Raw genomic sequence first — 23,477 nt, 5'->3', positions numbered from 1 at the left:
CGGGGCACCACTTTGCGGGGAGCGGCCCTGGGAGGCACCTCCACTTGGATCCAGCCGTCGTGGACCAGACGCGGCATCGAACTGGGCTGCAACGCCCGCGGACGGGCGTTTGCCTCCTGCTGCCAGACAACCAGCACGTCGGAATTGAAGCCGATGGCTCGCTGCACTTCAGCCGAGGTGGCGAACCGTCGCGCTGTCCGCCTCTTCGGAAATGGCGCGGATCGGGACCGGCGGTTGCCACGAAGGATCGGCCGACCATCAGGTCCATTCTTATTATTCAGACAAAGTACATTGGTGACGTTGTCTAAATGTCAGAAATGCGCCCTTATCGGACATCGAGACCAGCGTCGCTGTGCGCTCAGAAACGGACCCTCTCGATCCAGAATCGGCAGCTGGATGGACCAGCAAGTGCGCCGACGAGCAAGCGCGCCGAGCAGCAGACGCGCTAGGCCGAAGAGTCTAGCACCTGGTCGGTGATCGGTCGGGTCCCAAGCCAATTTCCTCCTGCCGCGCTCCACTTTATTGCAAGACGGTCAAATTTGAGCTTCCGCATTCATGCTTTGTCGAGCGTATCTCTTAGAGTCGCTTAAACCTTCTGCGCCGTAAGTTTTAGCCGTGCTGAATCGCCGTCAGCGCCGATGACGACGAAATAGGAGAACGCAATGACTCGCAATCACGTTGAACGTCTTGGAGAGTTCAGGGAAATCCTGGTCGCGACTCGACGCGAAGGAGTCCGTAACGTGCACCATACCCGCGACGCAATGCGGGCAAGTGGCTTTCAGATCGGGGACAGCGACGGCTCCAGCTACGGAGCTGAGCTAAAGGAGCTCCAAGAGGAAATCGAGGCAGTCGATCGCGCCATCGAAGACGAGAAGCGGCTGGCCTTGGCCCTTGAGAGTGCGGCTCAATCCCGCCGACCAATTAAGCCGAGAATCGTGAAGGGAACATAGAGTCGGAGACGGCCCTTGGTGCCCGTCGCGCGGATTCGCCTGCGACATCGTGTCGGGCTCGTCGCCGCCGTGCTACAGAGCCCTGAACGTCATCCGTTGCCATCAAACGTGGGGCAGGGGCGGCCGAAGCCGCCCTGTGTCGATGTCGACTTCGCTATGTCCATCGTTGTCGATGCCGTCGCTACCCTCGCCAACGGCGTTCCTAAGGTATCCGATCTGAAACGCGATATTTGGACATGAAATCACGGAGGCCAGCTTCTGGCGCAAAGCGGTCGGCACTACCCTGGATGAAAAGGTCGGCTTTCTAGCCCCATCATCCCGAAAGCGGACGTTCCGCTTCCGGCCCGAAACGGTCATTTCATTCCAGTCGCCAATTTGCGTGAAGCGGTCCGCGTGGTACAGGGCGGCGCAAGAAGGATGGTTCAGTCAAAGAAGCCCGCATCCTCTTCACTGAGATACTTGCTGGCTGCTTCGGCGTCGATATCGAGGCCCAGCCCCGGCGCTTCCAGCAGGTCCACCATGCTGTCCTTCACGATCTGCGACGGCAGGCCGATTACGAGGTCCTCCCACCAGGGGTCGGAGGCGCTCGGGTATTCGAAGGCGATGTAGTTGGCGGGCAAGGTGGCGCAGACATTGATCAACGCGCCGAGGCCAAGCAGGCCGTTCGCCGTGCCGTGCGGCGCCATCAGGATCGAGTGCATATGGGCGTGCTCGGCTACCCATTTCAGCTCGGCGATGCCACCGATATCGGCCGGGTCCGGACCGATGATACGGACCGCCTGCGTTTCGATCAGCTCCTTGAAATTATGGCGCAGGTAGATCTGCTCGCCGGTATGGATTGGCGTCGAGGTGGAGGTGGTCAGCTCCCGATAGGCCTGCGGATTGACCCAGGGCACATAGTCGCCAGTCAGCATGTCCTCGAGCCACATCAAATTGTACTTCTCGACCGCGCGAGCAAACTTAATCGCATCGGGCAGCATCCAGCCCGGGCCGCAGTCGAGCGCCAGGCTGACCTTTTCGCCCAGCACTTCCTTCATCGCGATCACGCAGTCGAGCATGTGATTGAAACCGCGCTCGCTGATCACGCCTTGATCCATGGCACCGTGATAGCCGGCCTTTTTCTGCGTCACGCCGTAATGGAAGCCCTCGATGGTGTCCTTCATGTTGGAGTGGAACGAGATTCCTTGCTTGATCATGAAGAAGTTCTGCGGCTGCTCCATCATCCATTTGACGTCAGCGGCGTAATCCTCCGGCCGGTCGCCCGTGCGTTTCTGGCGGATCGAGCCGTTGTAGACGCGCACCTTGTCGCGCACCTTGCCGCCAAGCAGTTTGTAGGCCGGCACGCCTGCGGCCTTGCCGGCAATGTCCCACAGCGCATGCTCGATAGCGCTTACCGCCGCGCCATAGGGCTTGAAAGAGCCGCGTTGGCGGATCTTCAGCATCACCCGCTCGACGTCGGTCGGGTCCTCGCCGATCAGTGCCTCGCGAAAATGCAGCACCCACGGCTTCAGGTAGGGCTTGGTGTACTCGACCTCGCCCAGGCCATAGAGGCCCTCGTCGGTGACGACGCGAACGATGGGGTGCTTGCCGATGACGGCACAGCGGAGATCGGTGATCTTCATGTTCGGTTCTTTTCGCCTCAGCTCCAGGTGCGATCCCAGGAATACTCGTTGTCCCAGTGATCCGTGGGCTGCCAGATGCCGGTGACACCCGGCTGCAGATGCTGCGAGATCACCTCGTCGATGACGTCGTCGATCCCCAGGCCCGGCTTGTCCGGAACAGTGATAAAGCCGTCCTTCACGAGCGGCTTGGCAACGCCGGTGACGATATCGTCCCACCAGTCGACATCGACAGAATGGTATTCGAGCGCCATGAAGTTTTCGGTCGCGGTCGCGACATGTGCCGCGGCCATTGCGGCGATTGGACTTTCCGCCATATGGATCGCCATAGCGACGCCGTGGTCCTGCGCCATGTCGCCGATCTTCTTGGTCTCGAGAATGCCCCCGCTGGTGAGCAGGTCTGGGTGGATAACGGAGAGGCCGCCGCTCTTGAGCAGAGGTTCGAAGCCCTCCTTGAGGTAGATGTCCTCGCCGGTGCAGATCGGCACCGTGGTGGCGTCCTGCAGTTGTCGGTACTGCTCGGTGTACTGCCATGGGATCACATCCTCGAGCCAGGCTGGCACATATTTTTCAATCCGCCTGGCGAGGCGAATACCGTTCTGCAGCGAGATGTGGCCGACGTGGTCGATGGCGAGCGGAATATCCATGCCGATAATTTCGCGAACCTCGGCAATGTACTGCTCAAGCAAGTCGAGGCCCTTGTCGGAAAAGTGGAGGCCGGTAAACGGGTGGGGGACGTTATGCAAATCGTAGGCGGCGTTGCGGGCGCGTCGCTCTTCAAGGGTCTTGACCTGGCCGCGGCCGGGCTGGACGCGGTATCCATCAAGTGAGCCGGCAGGAGACACGACCGCACCGGGGACGTCGGCGATCTGCATCAATCCCAGATCCATTTTTAGGAACGTGAAGCCGAGCGCCATGCGCTGCTTGAGGCGCTTGCCGGTCTCGGTGCCGCTCGGCACGGTGGCGTCGGTATCGCAATAGAGGCGCACCTTCTCCCGAAACCGGCCGCCGAGCATCTGGTAGATGGGGACGCCATAGGCCTTGCCGGCGAGATCCCACAGCGCGATTTCGACCGCCGAGACGCCGCCGCCTTGCCGGCCGTGCCCGCCGAACTGTTTGATCCGGCGAAACAGGCGGTCGATGTTGCACGGGTTCTCGCCAAGCAGCCGGCTCTTCAGCATCAGTGCGTAGGTGGCGCTGGCGCCGTCGCGCACCTCGCCAAGTCCGACGATGCCCTGGTTGGTGTAAATCTTGAGCAGCGTTGAGGTGAACGGCGCGCCGATGATTTCGGCTACCCGCATGTCGGTGATGCGAAGCTGGGATGGCTTAGAGTTCGCGTTCACCCGATTGAGCGCCTCGTCGGCGCCACCCGTCTTTGCCATGACTTATCCTCGTTCTGGTGGTTGGGGCTTGTCGCCCGTACGCCGGCCGGCATAGAGCGTTGCTAGCCCAGCTCAATCTCATGGGCCTGCAGGTAGTCGCGGTTCATCTCAATACCGAGACCAGGCCTAGACGTCAGCTTGAGGCTGCCGTTCGAGACGTCGAGTGGCCTGTCGATGAGGTGATCGTATTTGCCCAGGTTCCACTCCGACGTTTCGAGCTTGTAGAAGTTAGGAACGGTCATCATCACCTGCGCTCCCGCAACCACGTTGATCGGTCCCGCGGCGTCATGTGGCGAGACCGGGACGTAGTAGGCTTCGCATAGGGCAGAAATCTTCTTGAGTTCGGTAATGCCGCCGGTCCAGGTGACGTCCGGCATGATGTAGTCAGCGAGCCTGTTCTCGAGCACCGGCACGAAATCCCACTTCGTGTGGCCGCGCTCGCCCCACGAGATGGCGGCACTGACCTTTTCACGCACCTGCTTGAGGGCGTTGAGGCTCTCGGGCGGGCAGGGCTCCTCGAACCAGTCGATCTGGCCGGCTTCCTCGAGGCTACGACAGAGGCGAATGGCCGTGGGAACGTCGAAGCGGCCATGCGCATCGATGAGGATGTCGACATCGGGCCCCGCCGTTTCGCGGATCAGAGCCGTGAGTTCGGCGGCTTCGCGCTCGTCCTTGCGGGTCATGCTGCCATCGAGGTAGCCGTCTCGCTGTTCGCGGGGCAGGCCATCGGCGCTGCGGCCCTGGTGGGGGTACGGATCGAACTTGAGCGCGGTGTGTCCGGACTCGACGATGTCCAGAATTTCGCGGACCACAGCCTCCTTGCCGGTGAATTTGGCCTGGTTGGGATGGGTGTAGAGCGCGATTTCATCGCGTACCGGTCCGCCCAGCAGCTCGTAAATCGGCTTACCGAGGACTTTGCCCCGGATGTCCCAGAGGGCAATATCGATGGCGCTCACGCATTCGACGGCGGCGCCGCGGCTGCCCATGTAGGTGAAGCTGCGAAAAATCTTGTGCCAGAGATGCTCGATACGTGCTGGATCCTCGCCTGTCACGGCCACACCGATCTGCCCCAGGATCGTGCAGAGAGCGCGGTTGGCGAGCCTTGTAGTGGTGGTGATCTCTCCCCAGCCACTCACCCCCTCGTTGGTCGTCACTTCGACGAACAGGAACTCTCCCCAATAAGAAGCATCGGACTTGATCAGCCACGGCCGAATGCTCGTGATTTTCATCTCAATTCCTTTATCTGAAATCGTCAGGGCTAACGATGTTCGAGACTGGATCTTCGTTCCTATCCGGCCCGAGCGGCGTTGCGCGCACGCATCTGTTCGAGGATATGCCGGCCGGAACCCTCGACATGGCGGGAAACGAGTTCGGCCGCCTTGTCGGCTTCTCCCGCTTTTACGTGCGCGATGAGTTCGCGGTGCTCGCGAATGATCGCGGCACGCCGCGCGAGCGTGAAATTGAAACGCCGGCTGACTGCTCGCAGCACCTCGCGATGCTTCCACCAAAGTTCGGCGGCATGGCGGTTATAGTGCCGCTGGTACATCACGGTATGGAAAGCGGTATCAAGCTCACTGTGCCTGAAGGTGTCGGCAAAGTTGTTCTCTTCAATCAGGCCTTGGAGACGTTCGAGTTCGGCGATGTCCTCGCCGGTCGCCATATTCACAAACCATCGCGTCAGGGCCGGCTCGATCAGAACACCGATTTCATAGATATCCCGGACAAAATCCTGATCTATGGGTCGGACGCGCGCCCCGCGGTTGGGGAGAAAGGTGACAAAACCCTCCCCGCGCAAGAGTTGCAGGGCCTCGCGCACGGGGTTGGTCGAGGTGCCGTGACGCCGGGCGAGATCGGTGACCACAAGCCGTTCGTTGGCGGCGAGCCGTCCCTCAATGATGTCTTCCCTGATCAGTTCATAAAGCGAGGCGCCCTCGCTGGAGGCCATGGGGTCAGTCTCCACCGGTGGCACGGCTTTAAAATCATCTATTTCGGCCAAGGCCGGCTCCCCTGATCAATACATACCCTGCCCGATATCACACACGGTTTTCACAAACAATGTACGATCCAGCGCGTTGACAGGCAATCCACGATCTGAAAACGTACAAAATGATCGAAGGGATACATAGAACAGAAAGGCGTCCCGCGGTCGAACGAGCTAGACCGCTTTGCCTCGGCGCAGGGCGGCATGGAGAACCAGGGAGGATACCTATGACGAGGATTACGCTCGGCAGTGCGGTCCTGCGCGGCACTGTCGCCACTGCTTTGATGGCATCGCTGACGTCCACATCGGCGCTCGGAGCGCCGCCGGTCGACCTCAGCAAGTGGTCGCCGGAATATGTGCGCTCCATTGCGGGCACACAGGATTTTGACACCGCGGCCGATTGCGCCAAGGTCACCCCACTCGACTACAAGGGGCGACTGACGTTCTGGTATCAGGGCGTGTTCGAGGGCGACCCCGACCTTTTGCGCCAGTACTACAAGGATTTCTTCGAGACCTTCCGCAAGACCTATCCGAACATCCAGCTCGAGGAACAAGCCCTCACCTATAACGACCTTCTTGACAAATTCCGCACGGCGCTCCTGGGCAATGCCGCGCCGATGGCGGTCCGCCTGCAAATCCTGGGTGGTACCGAGTTCGCCTCAAAAGGCTACCTGGAGCCGCTCAAACCCGAGGATGTCGGGTATTCCACCGAGGACTTCTGGCCCGGCGCCATGAAGGCCGTGACCTGGGAGGGGGTGACCTACGGCATTCCAACCAACAACGAGACGATGGCGTTCATCTGGAACGCCGACATCTTCAAGCGTGCGGGCCTCGATCCAGACAAGGCTCCGGCAACCTGGGACGACGTCGTCAAGTATTCCAAGCAGATCCACGACAAGCTCGGCATTGCCGGTTACGGCCTCGTGGCACGCAAGAATGCCGGCAATACGCCGTACCGCTTCATGCCGCAGCTGTGGGCCCATGGCGGCGGCGTCTTCGACGAAGCCACCGCGAACCCGACCTATGAGGAGGTCAGGCTCGATAGCCCGCAGAGCAAGGCCGCCCTGCAAGCCTCGTACGACATGTATGTTCGCGACAAGTCGGTTCCGGTTTCGGCGCTCACCAACCAGCAGGCCGATAACCAGCCCCTGTTCCTCGCCGGCCAGCTCGGCATGATGATCTCGCACCCGTCCGACTACGACGTCATGCTCGACCTGCAGAAGAAGGCGACGGGCGCCGACAAGGACAAGGCGCAGACCGTCATCGACAACATGCGCTACGGCCTGATTCCCACTGGCCCCGACGGCAAGCGCGCAGTCGTGTTCGGCGGCTCGAACATTCACATCCTGAAGCCCGAATATGTCGAGGGCGGCAAGGTCGACGAGCCGGCCGCAAAGGCTATCATCTGCATGTGGACGAGCCCTGAATGGTCGCTGAAGATGGCCTATGCCGGCTCGAACCCGGGCAACCTTAACGGCTTCAAGACCAAATGGATGAAGGAACGTCTGGACAACATCAAGTTCCTCGATGTGACGACCTCGATGCTGCCATACGGCATCCCGTTCCCAGCACTGCCGCAGGCTCCCGAGATCATGAACATCATCGTCCCGGACATGCTGCAAAATGCCCTGACCGGAGCGATGACCGTCGACCAGGCAGCGGACGACGCGGCCAGGAAGGTAAGAGACCTGATGGGCGGACTCTAGTCCAGGCCTGACCGGCTGCACCGATAGTGCAGCCGGTTCGTTCAGAAGAAACAAGGGCGCGCCACAGTGACGATCGTGACCGGCAAGGCCGAGGCTCGCCAAAGATTGCAATCCGGCAGGCCCGGCGTGTTACGCGAGATATGGGAGCATCGCGCCGACTACGCGTACGTGCTCCCTGCGATCGCCGTGATGCTCGTCGTCATCGCCTATCCGATCTACTACACGATCGAGCTGTCGTTCTTCAAGACGCCGCCTGGCCTGCAACTTCGCGACAAGACCTTCATCGGCTTCGACAATTACGCGACCATCCTTACCAGCGAGGTGTTCTGGAGAGTCACCTGGAACACTCTGATCTGGACGCTGGGCTCCACTTTGATTGCCTTTGTCCTGGGGTTTGCCACCGCACTGGCGCTCCACCGCGAGTTTGTCGGTCGCGGTGTGCTGCGCGCAATCCTGATCATTCCCTGGGTCATCAGCGCGGTCGCCGCCTCCTATATCTGGAAGTGGATCTATCATTCGGACTTCGGGATCATCGGTGCGGTGCTGGTCGGCCTCGGATTGGCCGACCGACCGCCGAATTTCATCGACAGCGTCAGCACGGTGCTGCCTTCCCTGATCGTCGTCAATATCTGGCGCGAGTTTCCGTTTGCCATGATCATGATGATGGCCGGCCTGCAGACCGTGCCCGAGCAGTTGCTGCGCGCCGCGCAGGTCGACGGCGCCAGCGCCTGGCAGCGCTTCTGGCACGTCACCTTCCCGCACTTGCGCAACGTCTCGACGGTGACGATCCTGCTGCTCGCGGTGGCCAACTTCAATTCTTTCATCATTCCCTGGATCATGACCGGCGGCGGGCCGTCCAACGCATCGCATATCTGGATCACCCACATTTATGAGCTTGCCTTCGGCCGGCAGCGCTGGGGCGTGGCATCTGCCTATTCGGTGCTCCTGTTCCTCACCCTGATGACGCTCGGTTACTTCTACGTCCGTGCGCTAAGCGGTAACGAGCGGCAGGAGGGGAGCGCATGAGCACGACTGCCGAAACAGCCCCGCGAGCCTTGAGCTGTCGCCGGATACGCGTCGACGGATGGCGGTGGACCGGGCGCATCTTCCTCGCGTTCATGCTGCTTTACACCGCGGTGCCGATGATCTGGATGCTGATCACCTCGATCAAGTCCGGGTTCGCGGCGATGGAATTCCCGCCGCAATGGTGGCCGGACGAACCTACCCTCGCCAGCTACGAGAAACTGCTCGATCCCCAGAACAGCGTCGGCCAGGACTTCCTCCGCTTCTTCTGGAACAGCCTTTTCGTGTCGACCGTCACGACAATCCTCTCTGTGATCGTCGCCGTCCCTGCGGCCTACGCGTTTTCGCGCTTCAGTTTCCCCGGCCGGAACTTCCTGTTCTTTGCCGTGCTGCTGCGCAACATGTTCCCGGCGGTGATCTTTCTCGTGCCGCTGTTCATCCTGATGCGCCTGCTCGGGTTGATGAACACGCATGGCTCGCTGATTCTCACCTATCTCACCTTCGGCCTGCCGCTGGCGATCTGGTTGCTCAAGGGCTTTTACGACAACATTCCGGTGCAGCTCGAGCAGGCGGCGCGCATCGATGGGGCAACGCGGTTCCAGGCCTTCATCTTGATTGTGATGCCGCTCTCGGCGCCGGGGATCATCGCCACCGCGATCTATTCGTTCATCGGCGCGTGGAACGAGTACATCTACGCCTACACCTTCCTCACCAAGAACGACCAGTTGACACTGCCGGTCGGCATCCAGCGCTTCTTCTCGGAAAATACGACGGACTTTCCAGGCCTGATGGCGGCCAGCTTCATGATGAGCGTGCCCGTCGTGGTGCTGTTCCTCGTCCTGCAACGATACTTCGTACGCGCCCTTACAGAAGGCGCGGTCAAGCACTAGGGAGTTGCCGATGGCCCACGTGGTCCTCAAAGATCTCGTCAAGTCCTATGGCAGCTTCAAAGCTGTCAACCACGTGTCGCTGACGGTCAATGACGGCGAGTTCGTTGCGCTCGTCGGCCCTTCAGGCTGCGGCAAGACAACCACGCTCAATCTCGTCGCGGGGCTGATCCCGATCACATCGGGCGACATCGTCATCGGCGACCGGGTGGTCAACGACCTCGACCCCAAGGACCGGGACATCGCAATGGTGTTCCAGAATTACGCGCTCTATCCGCAGAAATCGGTTTACAAGAACCTGGCCTTCCCGCTGCAGATGCGCAAGCTGCCCCGGGACGAGATCGACAAGAAGGTCAAGGAAGCGGCGCGGGTGCTCGACATGACGCACCTGCTCGAGCGCAAGCCGCGCGAACTTTCGGGCGGGCAGCAGCAGCGGGTGGCCCTGGGCCGTGCGCTTGTCCGCGACCCCGCCGTGTTCCTCATGGACGAGCCGCTCTCTAACCTCGACGCCAAACTGCGCGTGCAGATGCGGTCGGAGATCAAGCGCTTCCACCAAGACCTCAAGGCGACGATCATCTATGTGACGCACGACCAGCTCGAAGCCGTGACCATGGCCGACAAGATGGCGGTGATGAACGGCGGCTACCTGCAGCAATACGATTCACCGGCGCAGGTCTTTGCCCATCCCGTCAACATGTTCGTCGCCAGCTTCATAGGCAGCCCGGCGATGAGCCTTATTCCGCTGCAGGCATCGACGGCAAACGGCAACTCTGTGTTGACCGGCGCGGAGGGCTGGAGCTTTGAGCTCTCGCCGCGCAACGCCCAGAAGGTCGCAAGGGCAACGACCAGGAAAGTCGTGCTCGGCGCACGTCACTCGACGATCAAGCTGCACAAGAGCGCGGTCCCCGGTGCCATTCCGGCCAAGGCCTACACGGTGGAGCCGACCGGAGACGTCACCTTCGTGCAGGCGTTCCTGTCCGGCGCCATCGTCAACGTCAGCGTGCCGCCGAACATTGCCGTCGCGCCCGATGAACAGATCTGGCTCGAGTTCGACCAGGAACGGATGCATCTGTTCGACGGCAAAACCGAAATGGCCCTCAAGGCCAACTGAGACAGGGCGCCAACTGAGACAGGGCGGATGCGTTTGAAACGTGGGCGTGGATGACTACGAAGCTTAGGATCACCGCGATCAAGCCCTATCCAGTGTGGGTAGGAACGCGCAACCAGATGCTCGTCAAGGTCGAGACCGACCAGGGCATCTTCGGCTGGGGCGAGAGCGGCTTGAGTGGTCGCGAGAAAGCGGTGGCCGGCGCGGTCGAGCACTATCGCGAGTTTCTCATCGGCCGCGATCCGATGCAGATTGGCCGGATCTGGCAGGAGCTTTATCGCAGCCAGTACTTCGAAGGCGGACGTGTTCTGCAGGCGGCGATTTCCGCCATCGACATCGCCCTTCACGACATCAAGGGCAAGGCGCTGGGAGTGCCGGTCTACGAGCTGCTAGGCGGCAAGCAGCGCTACCGCATCCCCACCTTCGCCTCGACCGGAGACGAGGCCGAAGGTGACGCTGCCATCGAACGAGCCCGTGAGCTACGCACACAGGGGTGGCAGGCGATCCGCTTCTTCCCCGCCGGGCAAAACAGCAGGGACATCTTCGAGCCGCGCGCGTCGATCGGCGCTACCGCCAGTATCCTTAACCGGGCGCGCGAGGCGCTGGGCGACGACGTCGTCCTCGGCATCGACTATCATCATCGGCTATCGGTGGCCGAGGCGGCGAGCTTCTGCAACAAGCTCGGCCGCGGCGTGCTTGATTTCCTCGAGGAGCCGATACGGGACGAGACACCGGAGGCCTACGAATCCCTGCGTACGATGACCGACATCCCCTTTGCCATCGGCGAGGAATTTGCCAGCAAGTGGCAGTTCCTGCCCTACATCGAGCGCGGTATCCATCAGTTCAACCGGCTCGATGTTTGCAATGTCGGTGGGCTCACCGAGGCGATGAAAGTCGCTGGCTGGAGCGAGGCGCACTATGTGGATCTGATGCCGCACAATCCCCTTGGTCCGGTGTGCACGGCCGCTACCGTGCATCTCGCCGCAGCGGTAGCCAACTTCGCGTGGCTCGAGACCAGGGGACCCGAAACAAAGCTCGGCTTCGACAATTCCGACTTCTTCCCGGTGCAACCACGGCTCGACGGGACCGACTATCCGGTCGGCGATCTGCCGGGGCTCGGCGTCGAGGTCAACGAGGAGGCGATCCAGGCGGCGAGCTTTCGTTTTTGGGAAGCGCCTCACCTTAAGCGCCGCGACGGTTCGGTTACGAACTGGTAGTTGCCTTTCAACCGGAGTCCACCATGACACATGCTCCCGACATCACCCGGCCGCCTAAAGACCTGATCGACGCGCTCCGGGAGATCGGCGCCGCGACGGTTGCCGGCACGCTTGGCCACATGGGCTTCCGCAATCCGAATATGGTGGGACCGGTGGCGCAGAACCACGGGAAGTCGATCGTCGGGCCGGCGCTGACGCTGCAGTTCATGCCGCAGCGGCCGGACCTCTTCACCGAGGGAGAATATTCCGATCCGGAGACGCAACTGCACCGGCACGTGCTCTACCACGCGCAGGAGGGCGATGTGGTCGTGGTCGACGCGCGCGGCGACATGAGTTCGGGCGTCTTCGGCGATATGATGTCGACGTATTTCAAAGGCAGGGGCGGGGCGGGCATCGTCATCGATGGATGCATGCGCGACCGGCCTAATGTTGAAAAGCTCGATCTGCCCCTATGGCTGCGCGGCTGGACGCCAAATTATCATGTGCAAACCAGCATCTATCCCAATGCCGTCAACGTTCCGATTGCCTGCGGCGGTGTCACGGTGATCCCCGGCGACATCATCGTCGCCGACGACGACGGGGTGGTGGTGCTTCCCGTCGCAATGGCCGCAAAGGTGATCGAAGAATCACAAAAGCATCACGATTGGGAGGAGTTCTCACGAGTGAAGCTCATGGAGGGCGCGCCGTTGCAACGCTATTATCCGCTGCATGACGATGCCCGCGGGGAGTACGAGGAGTGGCGCAAAACAAACCGCGTGAAGAACCCAAGTTAGCGGCCGCCGACGCGGTGGCGAACATGCCGAACTCGGCGATGGACAGCGTGTTGGCCAGCGCGATGAAATAGGCGAGCGAAAACACCAGCCGCCCGGCCGCGCCGCTGATCGCCGAAAAATAGTCGCGAACCAGCCTCCGTCGCTTGGCCACGAAAGCGCCGATCCGGGCGAGGGGCCGCCTTTGCGGGATGTTGCTAGCCTGAGTCATGTGTCGAGACAGCATAGGCTGGAAAGTTAACGCGCGGTTCTGAGTGCTTTCGTTGCGTTCAAGAAAGACACAACCGAAGAGGGAAACCTTGTCTTCAAGGCAGGGAAATTAACCTTTTGTTTCCTATGCTTGTTTAGCGTGGATTAACGAATGGCTGACCGCGCGTCCAAGCCGCCAAGGGCAAGCTCCACGACAATGGTCGACAGGCAAAACCGTGAAGATTGGAAGCGCGAGCGGTCCTTGCTGGCGCTCGGCCAGGCGATGCGCGGCGAAGAAGAACCATCGCTGGTTTCGCTCGGGGATCGGGCGGACCCGTCATGGCGCGAAGACGCCGCAACGCGCCATCGTCTCGCGCGCTCACGCCGCGAGGAGCGAGCGCATCCGGAATTATCGGCAACCCCGGAGCCCTCAGCGATCCCGGAACGCCCGATAACTCCAGAATTCTCGGCAAACGGCGAAACAAGCCAGTTTCAAACCGATCATGCATCCGCTTCGGCCGCCCGGATACCGCCTGAGACCGACGATGCCGTTGAAGCGGGCTATGCGGACGCCAGGCTGCGGGGAGGAGCCGTTTGCTGCCGGCGCCTCCGAGGACCGCCGTTCCGATGCCGATCCTCGACATGCCGCGTTCGATCCGCGATACACATTCGAACCTCGGTATCCCGCGTCCGATCCACGATATGCAACGTTCGAGCCCCAATACGCCGGTGACGAGCAGCGGTCTTCCCCTGAAGACGACGGCGGATGGAAGCCGTTGATCGATCCGATGCAGGTGGTCCGCGGCGTTGCCCGGTCGAAGCTGCTGATTGTTACCATGACGATACTCGGCGCCACACTTGGCATCGCGATCGCATTGTCGACGCCGAAGAAATACGATGCCACTGCAGAGCTGATCGTCGACCCGCGCGACCTGAAGCTCACCGACCGCGATCTTACCCAATCGGTGGTTGCGTCCGACGCCACGCTGGCCATCGTCGAAAACCAGGTTCGCGTGCTCACCTCCGGCACCGTTCTCAACAAGGTCGTGGACAAGCTCAATCTGGTCAACGATCCGGAGTTCAACGGGCAAGGTTCCGACGGACTGGGCGTGATGACGCTCATCCGATCGATCCTGTCGCGCAATGACGGGCCGGGTGCCGATGAGGGCCGCCGCCGTGCGCTGGCCGTCGCCAATCTGGCGGAGAGCCTTTCGGTCGAGCGCGGCGGCAATACCTTCGTCATCTCCGTCAGCGCCACCACGCAAAATGGCGAGAAGTCGGCGCTCATCGCCAACACGATGACGGACGTTTTCCTGCAGACCTTCGGTCAGATCCAGTCCGATACCGCTGGACGCGCGACCGACGAACTGACGGGCAGGCTCGACGAGCTGCGCAAGGGCGTGGAAGTGGCCGAGCGCAAGGTCGAGGATTTCAGGGCCGCGCACGACCTCGTCGACGCACAAGGCCATCTGATCAGCGACGACGAGATGCTCAAGCTCAACCAGCAGCTCGCCATCGCCTGCGCGCGCACGCTGGAACTCAACGCCCGCGCGGCGTCGGCGCGCTCGATCGACGTGAATTCGGTTCTGAGCAGCACCTTGCCGGAGGAGATCAACTCCAATACGATGAGCGAATTGCGCTCGCAATATGCGACGCTCAAGCAGGGGGCCGACCGCGCCGCGATCCGGTTCGGGCCGCGCCATCCCGAGCTCCAGGCGCTCAATCCCCAGCTTGCCGGCTCGCGCGAGCGTATCGCCGGGGAACTGCGCCGCATCGCCTCGTCGCTGCAGGTCGACTTGAGGCGCGCCGTGCAGCTCGAACAGGATCTGGCCTCCCGGCTGGCGCAGTTGAAGGTCCGCAGCGGCGACGTCAACAGCGACCTGGTTACCCTGCGCGAACTGGAGCGCGAGGCCGCCGCCAAACGCTCCGTCTATGAGCAATATCTTCTGCGCGCCAAGGAAACCGGCGAGCAGAAGGCACCGCCAATATCAACGTGATCTCCAAGGCCTTCGCCCCGCTCGAGCCGAACGGACCGTCGCGCGCCGTGACGGTGCTTGCCGGCCTGCTGGCGGGCCTCGCCTCTGGTGTCGGTCTGGGCGCCACGCGCGGCGCCTATGCGAGCCTGCGCGAAACCGCCAATTCGCGGCCGCGCCGCAGGGCACAAGAGCGCCGGACAGCCATTGAAGACAAAGCATACCAGGCGTCGCCGCCCGTTCCGCCCCATGCCGGACAGGTACCTCATCCGCAGCAGCAGCCGGTCTATCCTCGAGCCTCGTCGGACAAGGCAAATCAGGCTTCGGAAGCCGCTGAACAGCAAGCCTCCATCGAGGAAATCCGAGCCAGCCTGCGCGAATTCCGCGAAGCGGTTCGCGAACTCACCGAAAGCCGATCGCGGCGCTATTTCTGAGCGCCGAATAGAATAAAAGCCATCGGTTTCGAGTTAGCGGCATCAGACGGCGCTTTGACGGGATTGCCAGATCGGATTTTCGTGAAAATGCCGCCCGAAGCAGAACGATGTTGAGGGTGGTTCATGGCCGAGTTGATTGACGGAAAGAGCGTCGCCGAAGACGTGGTGCGGCGCGTCAAGGCCTTGACGATCGAACTGATGGAAAAGAGCGCGCACAAGCCCGGTCTTGCCGTGGTCATCGTCGGCGAGGATCCGGCGAGCCAGGTTTATGTCGCCTCCAAATCCCGCACCGCCAAGGAATGCGGCTTTCATTCGGTCCAGCACACGCTGCCGGCCGAGACCTCCGAACAGGAACTGCTTGATATCATCGGCGAACTCAACGCCGATCCCGGCATCAACGGCATCCTGGTGCAGCTTCCGCTGCCTGGCCATGTCGATGCGGGCAAGGTCATCCAGGCAATAGCGCCGCAAAAGGATGTCGACGGCTTCCACTTCATCAATGTCGGCAAGCTCGGCACCGGCGAACTGGAGACGGCGTTCGTGCCTTGTACGCCGGCCGGCTCGATGCTGCTGATCGAGCGTGTGCGCGGCAGGGATCTTTCCGGGCTCAATGCGGTGGTCGTCGGCCGCTCCAACATTGTCGGCAAACCGATGGCCAATCTTCTGCTTGCCGCCAACTGCACTGTCACCATCGCGCATAGCCGCACGAAGGATCTGGCTGCACTGGCGCGCACCGCCGACATTCTCGTGGCCGCTGTCGGCAGACCCGAAATGGTCAGGGGCGACTGGGTCAAATCAGGCGCCACCGTCATCGACGTCGGCATCAACCGCATCGCGGCGCCCGAAAAGGGCGAAGGCAAGACCCGCCTCGTCGGTGACGTCGCCTATGCGGAAGCGGCGAAGACGGCCGGCGCCATCACGCCGGTGCCCGGCGGCGTCGGACCGATGACCATTGCCATGCTGATGGCCAACACGCTAGCTTCCGCCTATCTCGCGGCCGGATTGAAACGACCGTCTTTCTGAACCTGGAAAGCCTCAGCTTTGCCGAACCTCACTGTTCCCTCAGAGCGGCTGGTCACGAACGATCCCGTTCAAGGCGGCCGGCAGTTCGGGTTCCTGCTGGTCGACAAGTTTTCCATGTTCTCGCTGGCCGCCGCAATCGACACGTTCCGGTCGGCGAACCGGCTGCTCGGCCACGACTTCTATGGCTGGACGACGGTGTCGGCCGACGGCGATGCCGTGATGGCCTCCAACGGCCTGCCGCTCAAGATCGACTACGCTGTCGCCGATCTGCCGCCGGTCGATATCCTTTTCGTCTCGGTCGGGCTGACGACGGAGTTTCCCGGCAAGAGCAAGGTGCTGGCGGCGCTGCGCAGCTGGGGCCGGCGCGGCAACGCGCTCGGCGCACTGTCGGTCGGCTCCTATCTGCTCGCCGAGGCAGGCCAGCTCGAAGGCTATCGCTGCACCATCCACTGGGAAAACCGCGCCGGCTTCGTCGAGCGGTTTCCCGACATCAACTGCACCGGCAATGTCTTCGAGATCGACCGCAAACGCTACACCTGCGCCGGCGGCACCACCTCCATCGACCTGATGCTGGAGATCGTGCGCGGCGATTTCGGCTCGGGCCTCGCCAACGGCGTCGCCAACCAGTTCCAGCACGAGCGCATCCGCTCCGCCGGAGACCGCCAGCGCGTCGGTCCTGAGCGCGACCTGACCGGCAAATCGGAAAAGCTGCGCCGCATCGTCGAGCTGATGGCCGATCATCTCGACGAGCCGCTGTCGGCGGTGCAGCTCGCCAAGTCGGCCGGCCTGTCGGTGCGCCAGGTCGAGCGCCTGTTCCTGCGTCACCTCACGGTGACGCCCGGCCGCTATTACATGCGGCTCAGGCTCGAGCGGGCGCGCGAATTGCTGCGCCAGACCAACATGCCGATCCTCGACGTGGCGATCGCCACCGGCTTCACCTCACACTCCTATTTTGCCCAGAGCTATCGGCTGCAGTTCGGCCGGCCGCCTTCCGAAGAGCGGCGCACGACGTACTGAGTGGTTTGGCTCAGTTGCGATGCGGCTTCGTGCACCGTCCGGGCTTGTGTCGCGACGCGGCGTCAAATAGCTTTCCCGCGCCAGCCGGCAGCGACTGAGGGGAGATTCTCATGGCGGGACTTGCACGGAGCATCGCTGCGGCGATCCTCCTGTTGTGGATGACGACGCTCGGCCTTGCTGCCGGCCGAGTCATCCTCATTCTCGATGCTTCCGGTTCGATGTGGGCGCAGATCGACGGCAAGCCCAAGCTCGAAATCGCCCGCGAATCGCTGCGAACGGTGTTGCAATCGGTCCCCGCCGATAGGGAAATCGGCTTCATGGCCTATGGCCATCGCGAGAAGGGCAGTTGCGAGGACATCGAGCTCATCGTGCCGCCGCGGGCCGGCTCGGCAGCTGCTGTTTCCGCTGCCGCCGACAGCCTGAAATTCCTCGGCAAGACGCCGCTGACATCAGCCGTAAGCCAAGCGGCCGAGGCGCTGAAATACACCGAGGACAAGGCCACCGTCATCCTGATCACCGACGGGCTCGAGACCTGCAATGGCGACCCGTGTGCGCTCGGCAAGGAACTGAACGCTGCCGGCGTCGACTTCACCGTAGACGTCGTCGGCTTCGGTCTGAGCGCGGACGAGGGCAGGCAGGTTGCTTGCCTCGCCGACAACACCGGCGGCAGATACATCCAGGCGTCCGACGAGCAAGCGCTGCGGGACGCGCTGGTCGAAACCATCGCCGCCGCACCTGCACCCGAACCAGCCCCTGCGCCGCAGCCGGCTCCCGAGCCGGAAAAGCCGGAGTTCAACTTCATGCCGGCCGTGGTGCTCGCCGAGGGCGGCGATCCCGTCACCGACGGCAATTCCTGGGAGATCTACAAGGCAAAGTCCGACGGCACGCGCGGCGATTACGTCACCACCGAATACGGAGCCTACAAGGGCGATCTGGAGCCGGGCGGCTACATAATTGTCGCACGCTATGGCGAGGCCAGGACCGAACAGAAGATCACGGTCGAGGCGGGCCAGGTCCACAAACCCCTCCTTACGCTGAATGCCGGCACGCTCATCATTCATCCGCGGCCAAGCGAGGGCGCGGATGTGGCCGATGGCGCGGCTGTCGTGATCGCCTATCCGGGCGTCGATACGCCCGCGACCTATTACGGCGACACGAAAATCGTATTGCCGGCCGGCGACCAGAAAGTGACGGTCAGGATCGGGCAGGGCGAGGTCACCGAAATCATCCCGCTCACTGCCGGCAGGATCGTCGACAAGGATATCATCGTCGCGTCGGCCATGTGGTTGCCAACGCCTACTACACTGCCGGCGGCGACAAGGCCGACGGTCCGGGCATCGGCTTCAAGGTGTTCAAGGCAAAAAAGAAGATCGACGGAACGAGGCAAGAGGTGGCTCATGCCTATGGGCCCGACAGCAAGTTCGATCTGCCGCCCGATGATTATGTGTTGATGGCGACGGTCGACCTTGCCATCGTCGAGCAGCCGTTCAGCGTCAAGGCCGGTGAGCATCAGGATCTGAAGGTCGCCATCAATGCCGGCGTGCTGGCGATCACCGCGCCGGGGGCCTCGAAGATCGAGATCTTCGATCCGAAGAAGGACATCAACGGCAACCGCAAATCGCTCGGCTACGCCTATGACGAGAAATATCAGGCGGCACTGCCGGCCGGCGACTACGCGGTCGTCTCGGAGAGGTTGGACAACAGCTCGAAGGAAAGCACGGTGACCATCAAGGCCGGCGAGCGAGCCGAGCTGACGGTGCAGTAGGGACGCAGCTCGACGCCGGCAAAAGGGCGGCCACGAGCCGCCCTTTTTCACTGCAGCGCAAATTCCGCCACGTTGTTTCCGAAGGCGCTGGCGCCGTGGTCGGCACGGCCTACCATTTGCCGGAATCCAGCGAAAAGCTCGCGGCCGAAGCCGAATTCATTGGCGACAAGATCGCTGTCCGCCGCTCGCCGCAGCGCGAAATCGCCTGCCGGCACCAGCACTTCCAGCGTTCCGGCGTCGGCGTCGAGCCTGATGATGTCGCCTTCATGGACCCTGGCGATCGGCCCGTCCTCGACCGCCTCCGGCGTCACATGGATCGCAGCCGGCACTTTGCCGCTCGCGCCCGACATGCGCCCGTCGGTGACCAGCGCCACATGCTGGCCGCGATCCTGCAGCACGCCGAGCACGGTGGTCAGCTTGTGCAGCTCCGGCATGCCGTTGGCTTTCGGCCCCTGGAAACGGATGACGGCGATGAAATCGCCGGTCAACGTGCCGGCCTTGAACGCCTCGTTGAGCCCTTGCTGGCTGTCGAAAACCTTGGCCGGCGCCTCGAGGATGCGCCGCTCCGGTTTCACCGCCGAGGTCTTGATGACGGCGTGGCCGAGATTGCCGGAAAGCATTTTCAGCCCGCCCGTCGGCTGGAACGCCTTCTTGAACGGCGCCAGCACCTTCTCGTCGCTGCTTTCGCGGGGCGAGGCCTCGCGCACCACGCCGCCATCGGCGCCGAGCTTGGCCTCGACCGCATAAGGCCGCAGCCCTTCGCCCCAAACCGTCTGGACGTCCTCGTGCAATATTCCCTCGTCGAGCAGTTCGCGGATCAGGAAGCCGAGCCCGCCGGCTGCGTGGAAATGGTTCACGTCGGCAAGGCCGTTCGGATAGACCCGCGCCAGCAGCGGCACGGCTTCGGAAAGGTCCGAAATATCCTGCCAGGTAATGGCGATGCCGGCGGCAGCCGCCATGGCGATCAGGTGGATGGTGTGATTGGTCGATCCGCCGGTGGCGTGCAGGCCGACGATGCCGTTGACGATCGAGCGCTCGTCGATCATCCGGCCGGCCGGCGTGTAGGCGTTGCCGAGCGCGGTGATCGCCAGCGCCCGCTTCGTCGCCTCCCGGGTCAGCGCGTCGCGCAATGGCGTGCCGGGGTTGACGAAGGAGGCGCCCGGCGTGTGCAGCCCCATAATCTCCATCAACATCTGGTTGGAGTTCGCCGTGCCGTAGAAGGTGCAGGTTCCCGGTCCGTGATAGGATTTGGATTCGGCCTCGAGCAGTTCGGCCCGTCCTGCCTTGCCTTCGGCATAGAGCTGGCGGACCTTGGCTTTCTCGTCATTTGGCAGGCCCGTCGTCATCGGCCCGGCCGGGATGAACACCGCCGGCAGATGGCCAAAAGTCAGCGCCGCGATCACCAGCCCCGGCACGATCTTGTCGCAGACGCCGAGATAGACGGCGGCGTCGAACATGTTGTGCGACAGGCCGATCGCCGCCGCCATGGCGATCACGTCGCGCGAGAACAGCGACAGCTCCATGCCGGGCTGGCCCTGGGTGACGCCGTCGCACATCGCCGGCACGCCGCCGGCGACCTGGGCAATGCCGCCGGCCCCGCGCGCCGCGTCCTTGATCAGCGCTGGAAATGTCTCGAAAGGCTGATGCGCCGACAGCATGTCGTTATAGGACGTGATGATGCCGAGGTTCGGCACCCGATCGCCGCCCAGCGCCAGCTTTTCCGAAGGGCTGCACACGGCAAAGCCGTGGGCGAGGTTGCCGCAGGACAGCACGGCCCGGTTGGCGGTGCGGCTCGAGGCCTCGGCGATACGGCCGAGATAGGCCTCGCGCCCCGGTCTGGAGCGTTGGCGGATGCGCTCGGTGATGGCTTCGATGTCGCGTCTTGCGGTCATGGCGTCGGTCCTTTCAGGCGAGGTCCCGCAAACACCGTCCGGCTATCTGCCGGGACCTCTTGGCAAGTTGAAATCAGGGTGCCCAGAAAACCTCTACGGGCCTCTCGGCGGCGTCGAGCACGGCGCGAATGGGTTTTCGCGGTTCCGAGGCAACCGCGCTTTCGAATGCCTTGCGCTTGTCTTCACCTTCGATGTGCAGTGCGAGGAAGCCGGCGCTGACGATCCGCGCCAGCGACAGCGTCAGGCGCGGCTCGCCGGCGCTTGCCGCGTGAACCGAGAGCACGACCCTTTCCGAGGACGGGTCGAGCAGTCTTTCCAGATTGTCGGCGTCAGGAAAAAACGACGCGGTATGGCCATCGGTTCCCATACCAAGCACGACCACATCGAGCGGCCATGGCAGCGACCGCAACATCCTGCTGTCGGCCTCCAACGGATCGCCGATGCTTGCTGCCTCCTGATAGAGCGGCACGAAACGTGCGGCTGGGGCCGCGTTTTGCAAAAGATTGGCAGCGACCAGCCCGGCGTTGGAGCGCGGAGAGGAGGCCGGCACGCATCGCTCGTCGACCAGCGTCACCGTGACCTTGTTCCAGGCGATCGGGATACTCGAAAGCGATGCGAAAAATTTCGCCGGCGTCGTGCCGCCGGAAACGGCGAGCAATGCCGTGCCGCGCTCAGCGATTGCATTGGTCAGGCGGCCTGCGACGTGGCCGGCAAGTGCTGCCGCCAGGTCCTGGCGTTCGGCAAACGCGTGCCAGCTATACGCGGCGCCGTTCAATTGCTCTCGTGCCATGTCCGCCCGTCGCGTTCGATCAGCGCAATCGAGGCGGAAGGCCCCCATGTGCCGGCGGTATAGCCCTGCGCCTCCTGCCTGGCGCTTTCCCATGCGTCCTGGATCGGGTCGATCCATTTCCATGCCGCCTCGACCTCGTCGCGGCGCATGAACAGCGTCTGGTTGCCACGGATGACGTCCATGATCAGTCGCTCATAGGCGTCGGGCGCGCGGCCGTCGAAGGATTGCGCGAAGCTCATGTCGAGCGGGATCTGGCGCAGCCGCATGCCGCCAGGCCCCGGATCCTTGATCATGATGAACTGCTTGACGCCTTCGTCGGGCTGCAGCCTGATGACCAGCTGATTTGCCGAGATCGGCCCGGCGCTCTCGCCGAAGATCGAATGCGGGATCGGCTTGAATTCGATGACGATCTCCGAGACGCGGGTCGCCAACCGCTTGCCCGTCCTGAGATAGAACGGCACGCCCGCCCAGCGCCAGTTGCCGATTTCGGCCTTGAGCGCGACGAAGGTCTCGGTGTCGCTGTTCTTGCCGAGCTCCTCGACATAACCTTTCACCGGCCCGCCGGCCGAGGCCCCGGCACGGTACTGGCCGCGTACCGTGTGCTTGGGCGCTTCGTTGCCGTTGATGCGTTTCAGCGCGCGCAACACCTTTAGCTTTTCGTCGCGCACGGCATCGGCGTCCATCGACGACGGCGCCTCCATGGCGACGAGGCAGAGAAGCTGCAGCATGTGGTTCTGCACCATGTCGCGCAGCGCACCGGCCTTGTCGTAGTAGGTGACGCGGTCTTCGAGGCCGACGGTCTCGGCCACGGTGATCTGCACATGGTCGACATTGGCGGAATTCCACAGCGGCTCGTAGAGCGCGTTGGCAAAGCGCAGCGCCATCAGGTTCTGCACCGTCTCCTTGCCGAGATAGTGATCGATGCGGAAGATCTGGCTTTCATGGAAATCGTCGCCGACCAGATCGTTGAGCTCGCGCGCCGAGGCGAGATCGCGCCCGATCGGCTTCTCCAGCACGATGCGCGAGTTCGGCGTGATCAGCCCGCTCTCTTTCAGCTTGTGCGAGATGTCGCCGAACAGCGCCGGCGCCACCGCCAGGTAGAAGGCACGGATGCATTCGCTGTCGCCGATCGCCTTCTTCAATTTGTCGAAGCCCGCGCCGGTCGTTGCGTCTGCCGAGACGTAGGAAAGCCGGGCAAGGAACGTCTTCAGCTCCGTGGCGTCGATATCGGCCGGCTTCACATGGTCGGAAATCGCTTGCCTGGCGAACGCCTGGAATTCCTCGTCGGTCATTTTCGAGCGCGAGGTGCCGATGATGCGCGTCGGTTCGGAAAACTGATGGCCGCGCTGGCGGTGATACAGCGACGGCAGAAGCTTGCGTTCCGACAGATCGCCGGTACCACCGAAAATGATGAAGTCGAAAGGGTCGACGGGAATGATCTGGCTGGTCATGGTCTGTCCGCTTTGACGCCGGTCGCTGTGACGCGGTCGATATAATCTAATCGATTTAGATTTTCCAGTGCTATGGCGTCACACCCCAAGGCCAATCGGGTTTTACCGATTTGGTCCTGAGGTATGCCCTTGACACTGGCGCAACCCGGCGGCTTGTCGGCAACGTGTTCCGGGAGGCCTTCGCAGTTGCAGCATAGAGCGGGATCGAGGCGAAAGCCAAAGGAGAAATCGAGGGTATATTGATCTTTCGGCAGCCATTGCCGGCGGCTGCCCGAGTGATCGTCTTCAATCATGAGTGAG

General features: G+C 62.5%; 17 protein-coding genes and 3 pseudogenes. 11 read left to right on the top strand and 9 right to left on the bottom strand.

Annotation, left to right across the window (positions count from 1 at the left end):
• Positions 1-662: 662 nt before the first annotated feature.
• Positions 663-950 carry a hypothetical protein gene (locus AC0L3N_RS18795; RefSeq protein WP_123146674.1) on the top strand — a complete coding sequence of 96 codons (288 nt, stop codon included), beginning with the start codon at positions 663-665 and terminating at the stop codon, positions 948-950.
• 422 nt (positions 951-1,372) lie between these two features.
• On the opposite strand, the gene AC0L3N_RS18790 is transcribed toward AC0L3N_RS18795, so the two are convergent.
• The 4 genes from AC0L3N_RS18790 to AC0L3N_RS18775 form a co-directional block, all read right to left on the bottom strand.
• On the bottom strand, positions 1,373-2,572 hold the full coding sequence (locus tag AC0L3N_RS18790) for a mandelate racemase/muconate lactonizing enzyme family protein (protein ID WP_473548997.1): 1,200 nt from the start codon (positions 2,570-2,572) through the stop codon (positions 1,373-1,375).
• Between the two features lie 17 nt (positions 2,573-2,589).
• Positions 2,590-3,951 (bottom strand): mandelate racemase/muconate lactonizing enzyme family protein, encoded by a 1,362-nt coding sequence (locus AC0L3N_RS18785; protein ID WP_473548996.1) that lies wholly within the window; start codon positions 3,949-3,951, stop codon positions 2,590-2,592.
• Between the two features lie 62 nt (positions 3,952-4,013).
• A complete protein-coding gene (locus AC0L3N_RS18780; protein ID WP_473548995.1) occupies positions 4,014-5,180 on the bottom strand; it encodes a mandelate racemase/muconate lactonizing enzyme family protein in 1,167 nt (388 codons plus the stop codon).
• A gap of 59 nt (positions 5,181-5,239) precedes the next feature.
• The gene (locus AC0L3N_RS18775; protein ID WP_473548993.1) at positions 5,240-5,947 is read right to left on the bottom strand and encodes a GntR family transcriptional regulator; all 708 of its coding nucleotides are present in this window, start codon (positions 5,945-5,947) and stop codon (positions 5,240-5,242) included.
• Between the two features lie 212 nt (positions 5,948-6,159).
• On the opposite strand from AC0L3N_RS18775, the gene AC0L3N_RS18770 reads away from it, so the two are divergent.
• The 6 genes from AC0L3N_RS18770 to AC0L3N_RS18745 all read left to right on the top strand — a co-directional run bounded on the left by AC0L3N_RS18770 (position 6,160) and on the right by AC0L3N_RS18745 (position 12,646).
• The gene (locus AC0L3N_RS18770) at positions 6,160-7,638 is read left to right on the top strand and encodes an ABC transporter substrate-binding protein (protein WP_473548992.1); all 1,479 of its coding nucleotides are present in this window, start codon (positions 6,160-6,162) and stop codon (positions 7,636-7,638) included.
• A gap of 66 nt (positions 7,639-7,704) precedes the next feature.
• Positions 7,705-8,664: a carbohydrate ABC transporter permease gene (locus AC0L3N_RS18765; RefSeq protein ID WP_473548990.1), complete on the top strand. Its 960-nt coding sequence runs from the start codon at positions 7,705-7,707 to the stop codon at positions 8,662-8,664.
• Positions 8,661-9,551 (top strand): carbohydrate ABC transporter permease, encoded by an 891-nt coding sequence (locus AC0L3N_RS18760; protein ID WP_473548989.1) that lies wholly within the window; start codon positions 8,661-8,663, stop codon positions 9,549-9,551. Before AC0L3N_RS18765 ends, AC0L3N_RS18760 begins: the two co-directional genes overlap by 4 nt.
• 10 nt (positions 9,552-9,561) lie before the next feature.
• Complete coding sequence (locus tag AC0L3N_RS18755; RefSeq protein ID WP_473548988.1) at positions 9,562-10,659, top strand: ABC transporter ATP-binding protein; 1,098 nt, start codon at positions 9,562-9,564, stop codon at positions 10,657-10,659.
• Positions 10,660-10,709: 50 nt separating this feature from the next.
• The gene (locus AC0L3N_RS18750) at positions 10,710-11,873 is read left to right on the top strand and encodes a mandelate racemase/muconate lactonizing enzyme family protein (protein WP_473548987.1); all 1,164 of its coding nucleotides are present in this window, start codon (positions 10,710-10,712) and stop codon (positions 11,871-11,873) included.
• A gap of 23 nt (positions 11,874-11,896) precedes the next feature.
• On the top strand, positions 11,897-12,646 hold the full coding sequence (locus AC0L3N_RS18745; protein ID WP_473548986.1) for a ribonuclease activity regulator RraA: 750 nt from the start codon (positions 11,897-11,899) through the stop codon (positions 12,644-12,646).
• Between the two features lies 1 nt (position 12,647).
• Here AC0L3N_RS18745 and AC0L3N_RS18740 read toward each other — a convergent pair.
• Positions 12,648-12,854, bottom strand: a pseudogene (locus AC0L3N_RS18740) (lipopolysaccharide biosynthesis protein); the annotation flags it as partial.
• 195 nt (positions 12,855-13,049) lie between these two features.
• Between AC0L3N_RS18740 and AC0L3N_RS18735 the strand changes: the two are divergent.
• The 4 genes and pseudogenes from AC0L3N_RS18735 (at position 13,050) to AC0L3N_RS18720 (ending at position 19,044) form a co-directional block, all read left to right on the top strand.
• Positions 13,050-15,239, top strand: a pseudogene (locus AC0L3N_RS18735) (GumC family protein).
• A gap of 123 nt (positions 15,240-15,362) precedes the next feature.
• A complete protein-coding gene (folD, locus tag AC0L3N_RS18730) occupies positions 15,363-16,262 on the top strand; it encodes a bifunctional methylenetetrahydrofolate dehydrogenase/methenyltetrahydrofolate cyclohydrolase FolD (protein WP_473548985.1) in 900 nt (299 codons plus the stop codon).
• Between the two features lie 18 nt (positions 16,263-16,280).
• The gene (locus tag AC0L3N_RS18725) at positions 16,281-17,279 is read left to right on the top strand and encodes a GlxA family transcriptional regulator (RefSeq protein WP_258122016.1); all 999 of its coding nucleotides are present in this window, start codon (positions 16,281-16,283) and stop codon (positions 17,277-17,279) included.
• A gap of 110 nt (positions 17,280-17,389) precedes the next feature.
• A pseudogene (locus tag AC0L3N_RS18720) lies at positions 17,390-19,044 on the top strand (vWA domain-containing protein).
• Positions 19,045-19,091: 47 nt separating this feature from the next.
• Here the strand turns inward: AC0L3N_RS18720 and edd are convergent.
• The 4 genes from edd to AC0L3N_RS18700 form a co-directional block, all read right to left on the bottom strand.
• On the bottom strand, positions 19,092-20,936 hold the full coding sequence (gene edd, locus AC0L3N_RS18715; RefSeq protein WP_473548984.1) for a phosphogluconate dehydratase: 1,845 nt from the start codon (positions 20,934-20,936) through the stop codon (positions 19,092-19,094).
• A gap of 73 nt (positions 20,937-21,009) precedes the next feature.
• Positions 21,010-21,726 carry a 6-phosphogluconolactonase gene (gene pgl, locus AC0L3N_RS18710; RefSeq protein ID WP_473548983.1) on the bottom strand — a complete coding sequence of 239 codons (717 nt, stop codon included), beginning with the start codon at positions 21,724-21,726 and terminating at the stop codon, positions 21,010-21,012.
• A complete protein-coding gene (gene zwf, locus AC0L3N_RS18705) occupies positions 21,708-23,177 on the bottom strand; it encodes a glucose-6-phosphate dehydrogenase (RefSeq protein WP_473548982.1) in 1,470 nt (489 codons plus the stop codon). The genes pgl and zwf overlap by 19 nt, the downstream gene beginning before the upstream one ends.
• A complete protein-coding gene (locus tag AC0L3N_RS18700; RefSeq protein WP_473548981.1) occupies positions 23,174-23,470 on the bottom strand; it encodes a hypothetical protein in 297 nt (98 codons plus the stop codon). The genes zwf and AC0L3N_RS18700 overlap by 4 nt, the downstream gene beginning before the upstream one ends.
• Positions 23,471-23,477: the final 7 nt, after the last annotated feature.

It is taken from the genome of Mesorhizobium sp. WSM4807 (assembly GCF_055811615.1).
Note: the sequence above shows the minus strand (reverse complement) of the source record. Positions and strands in the feature narration are given on the sequence as shown.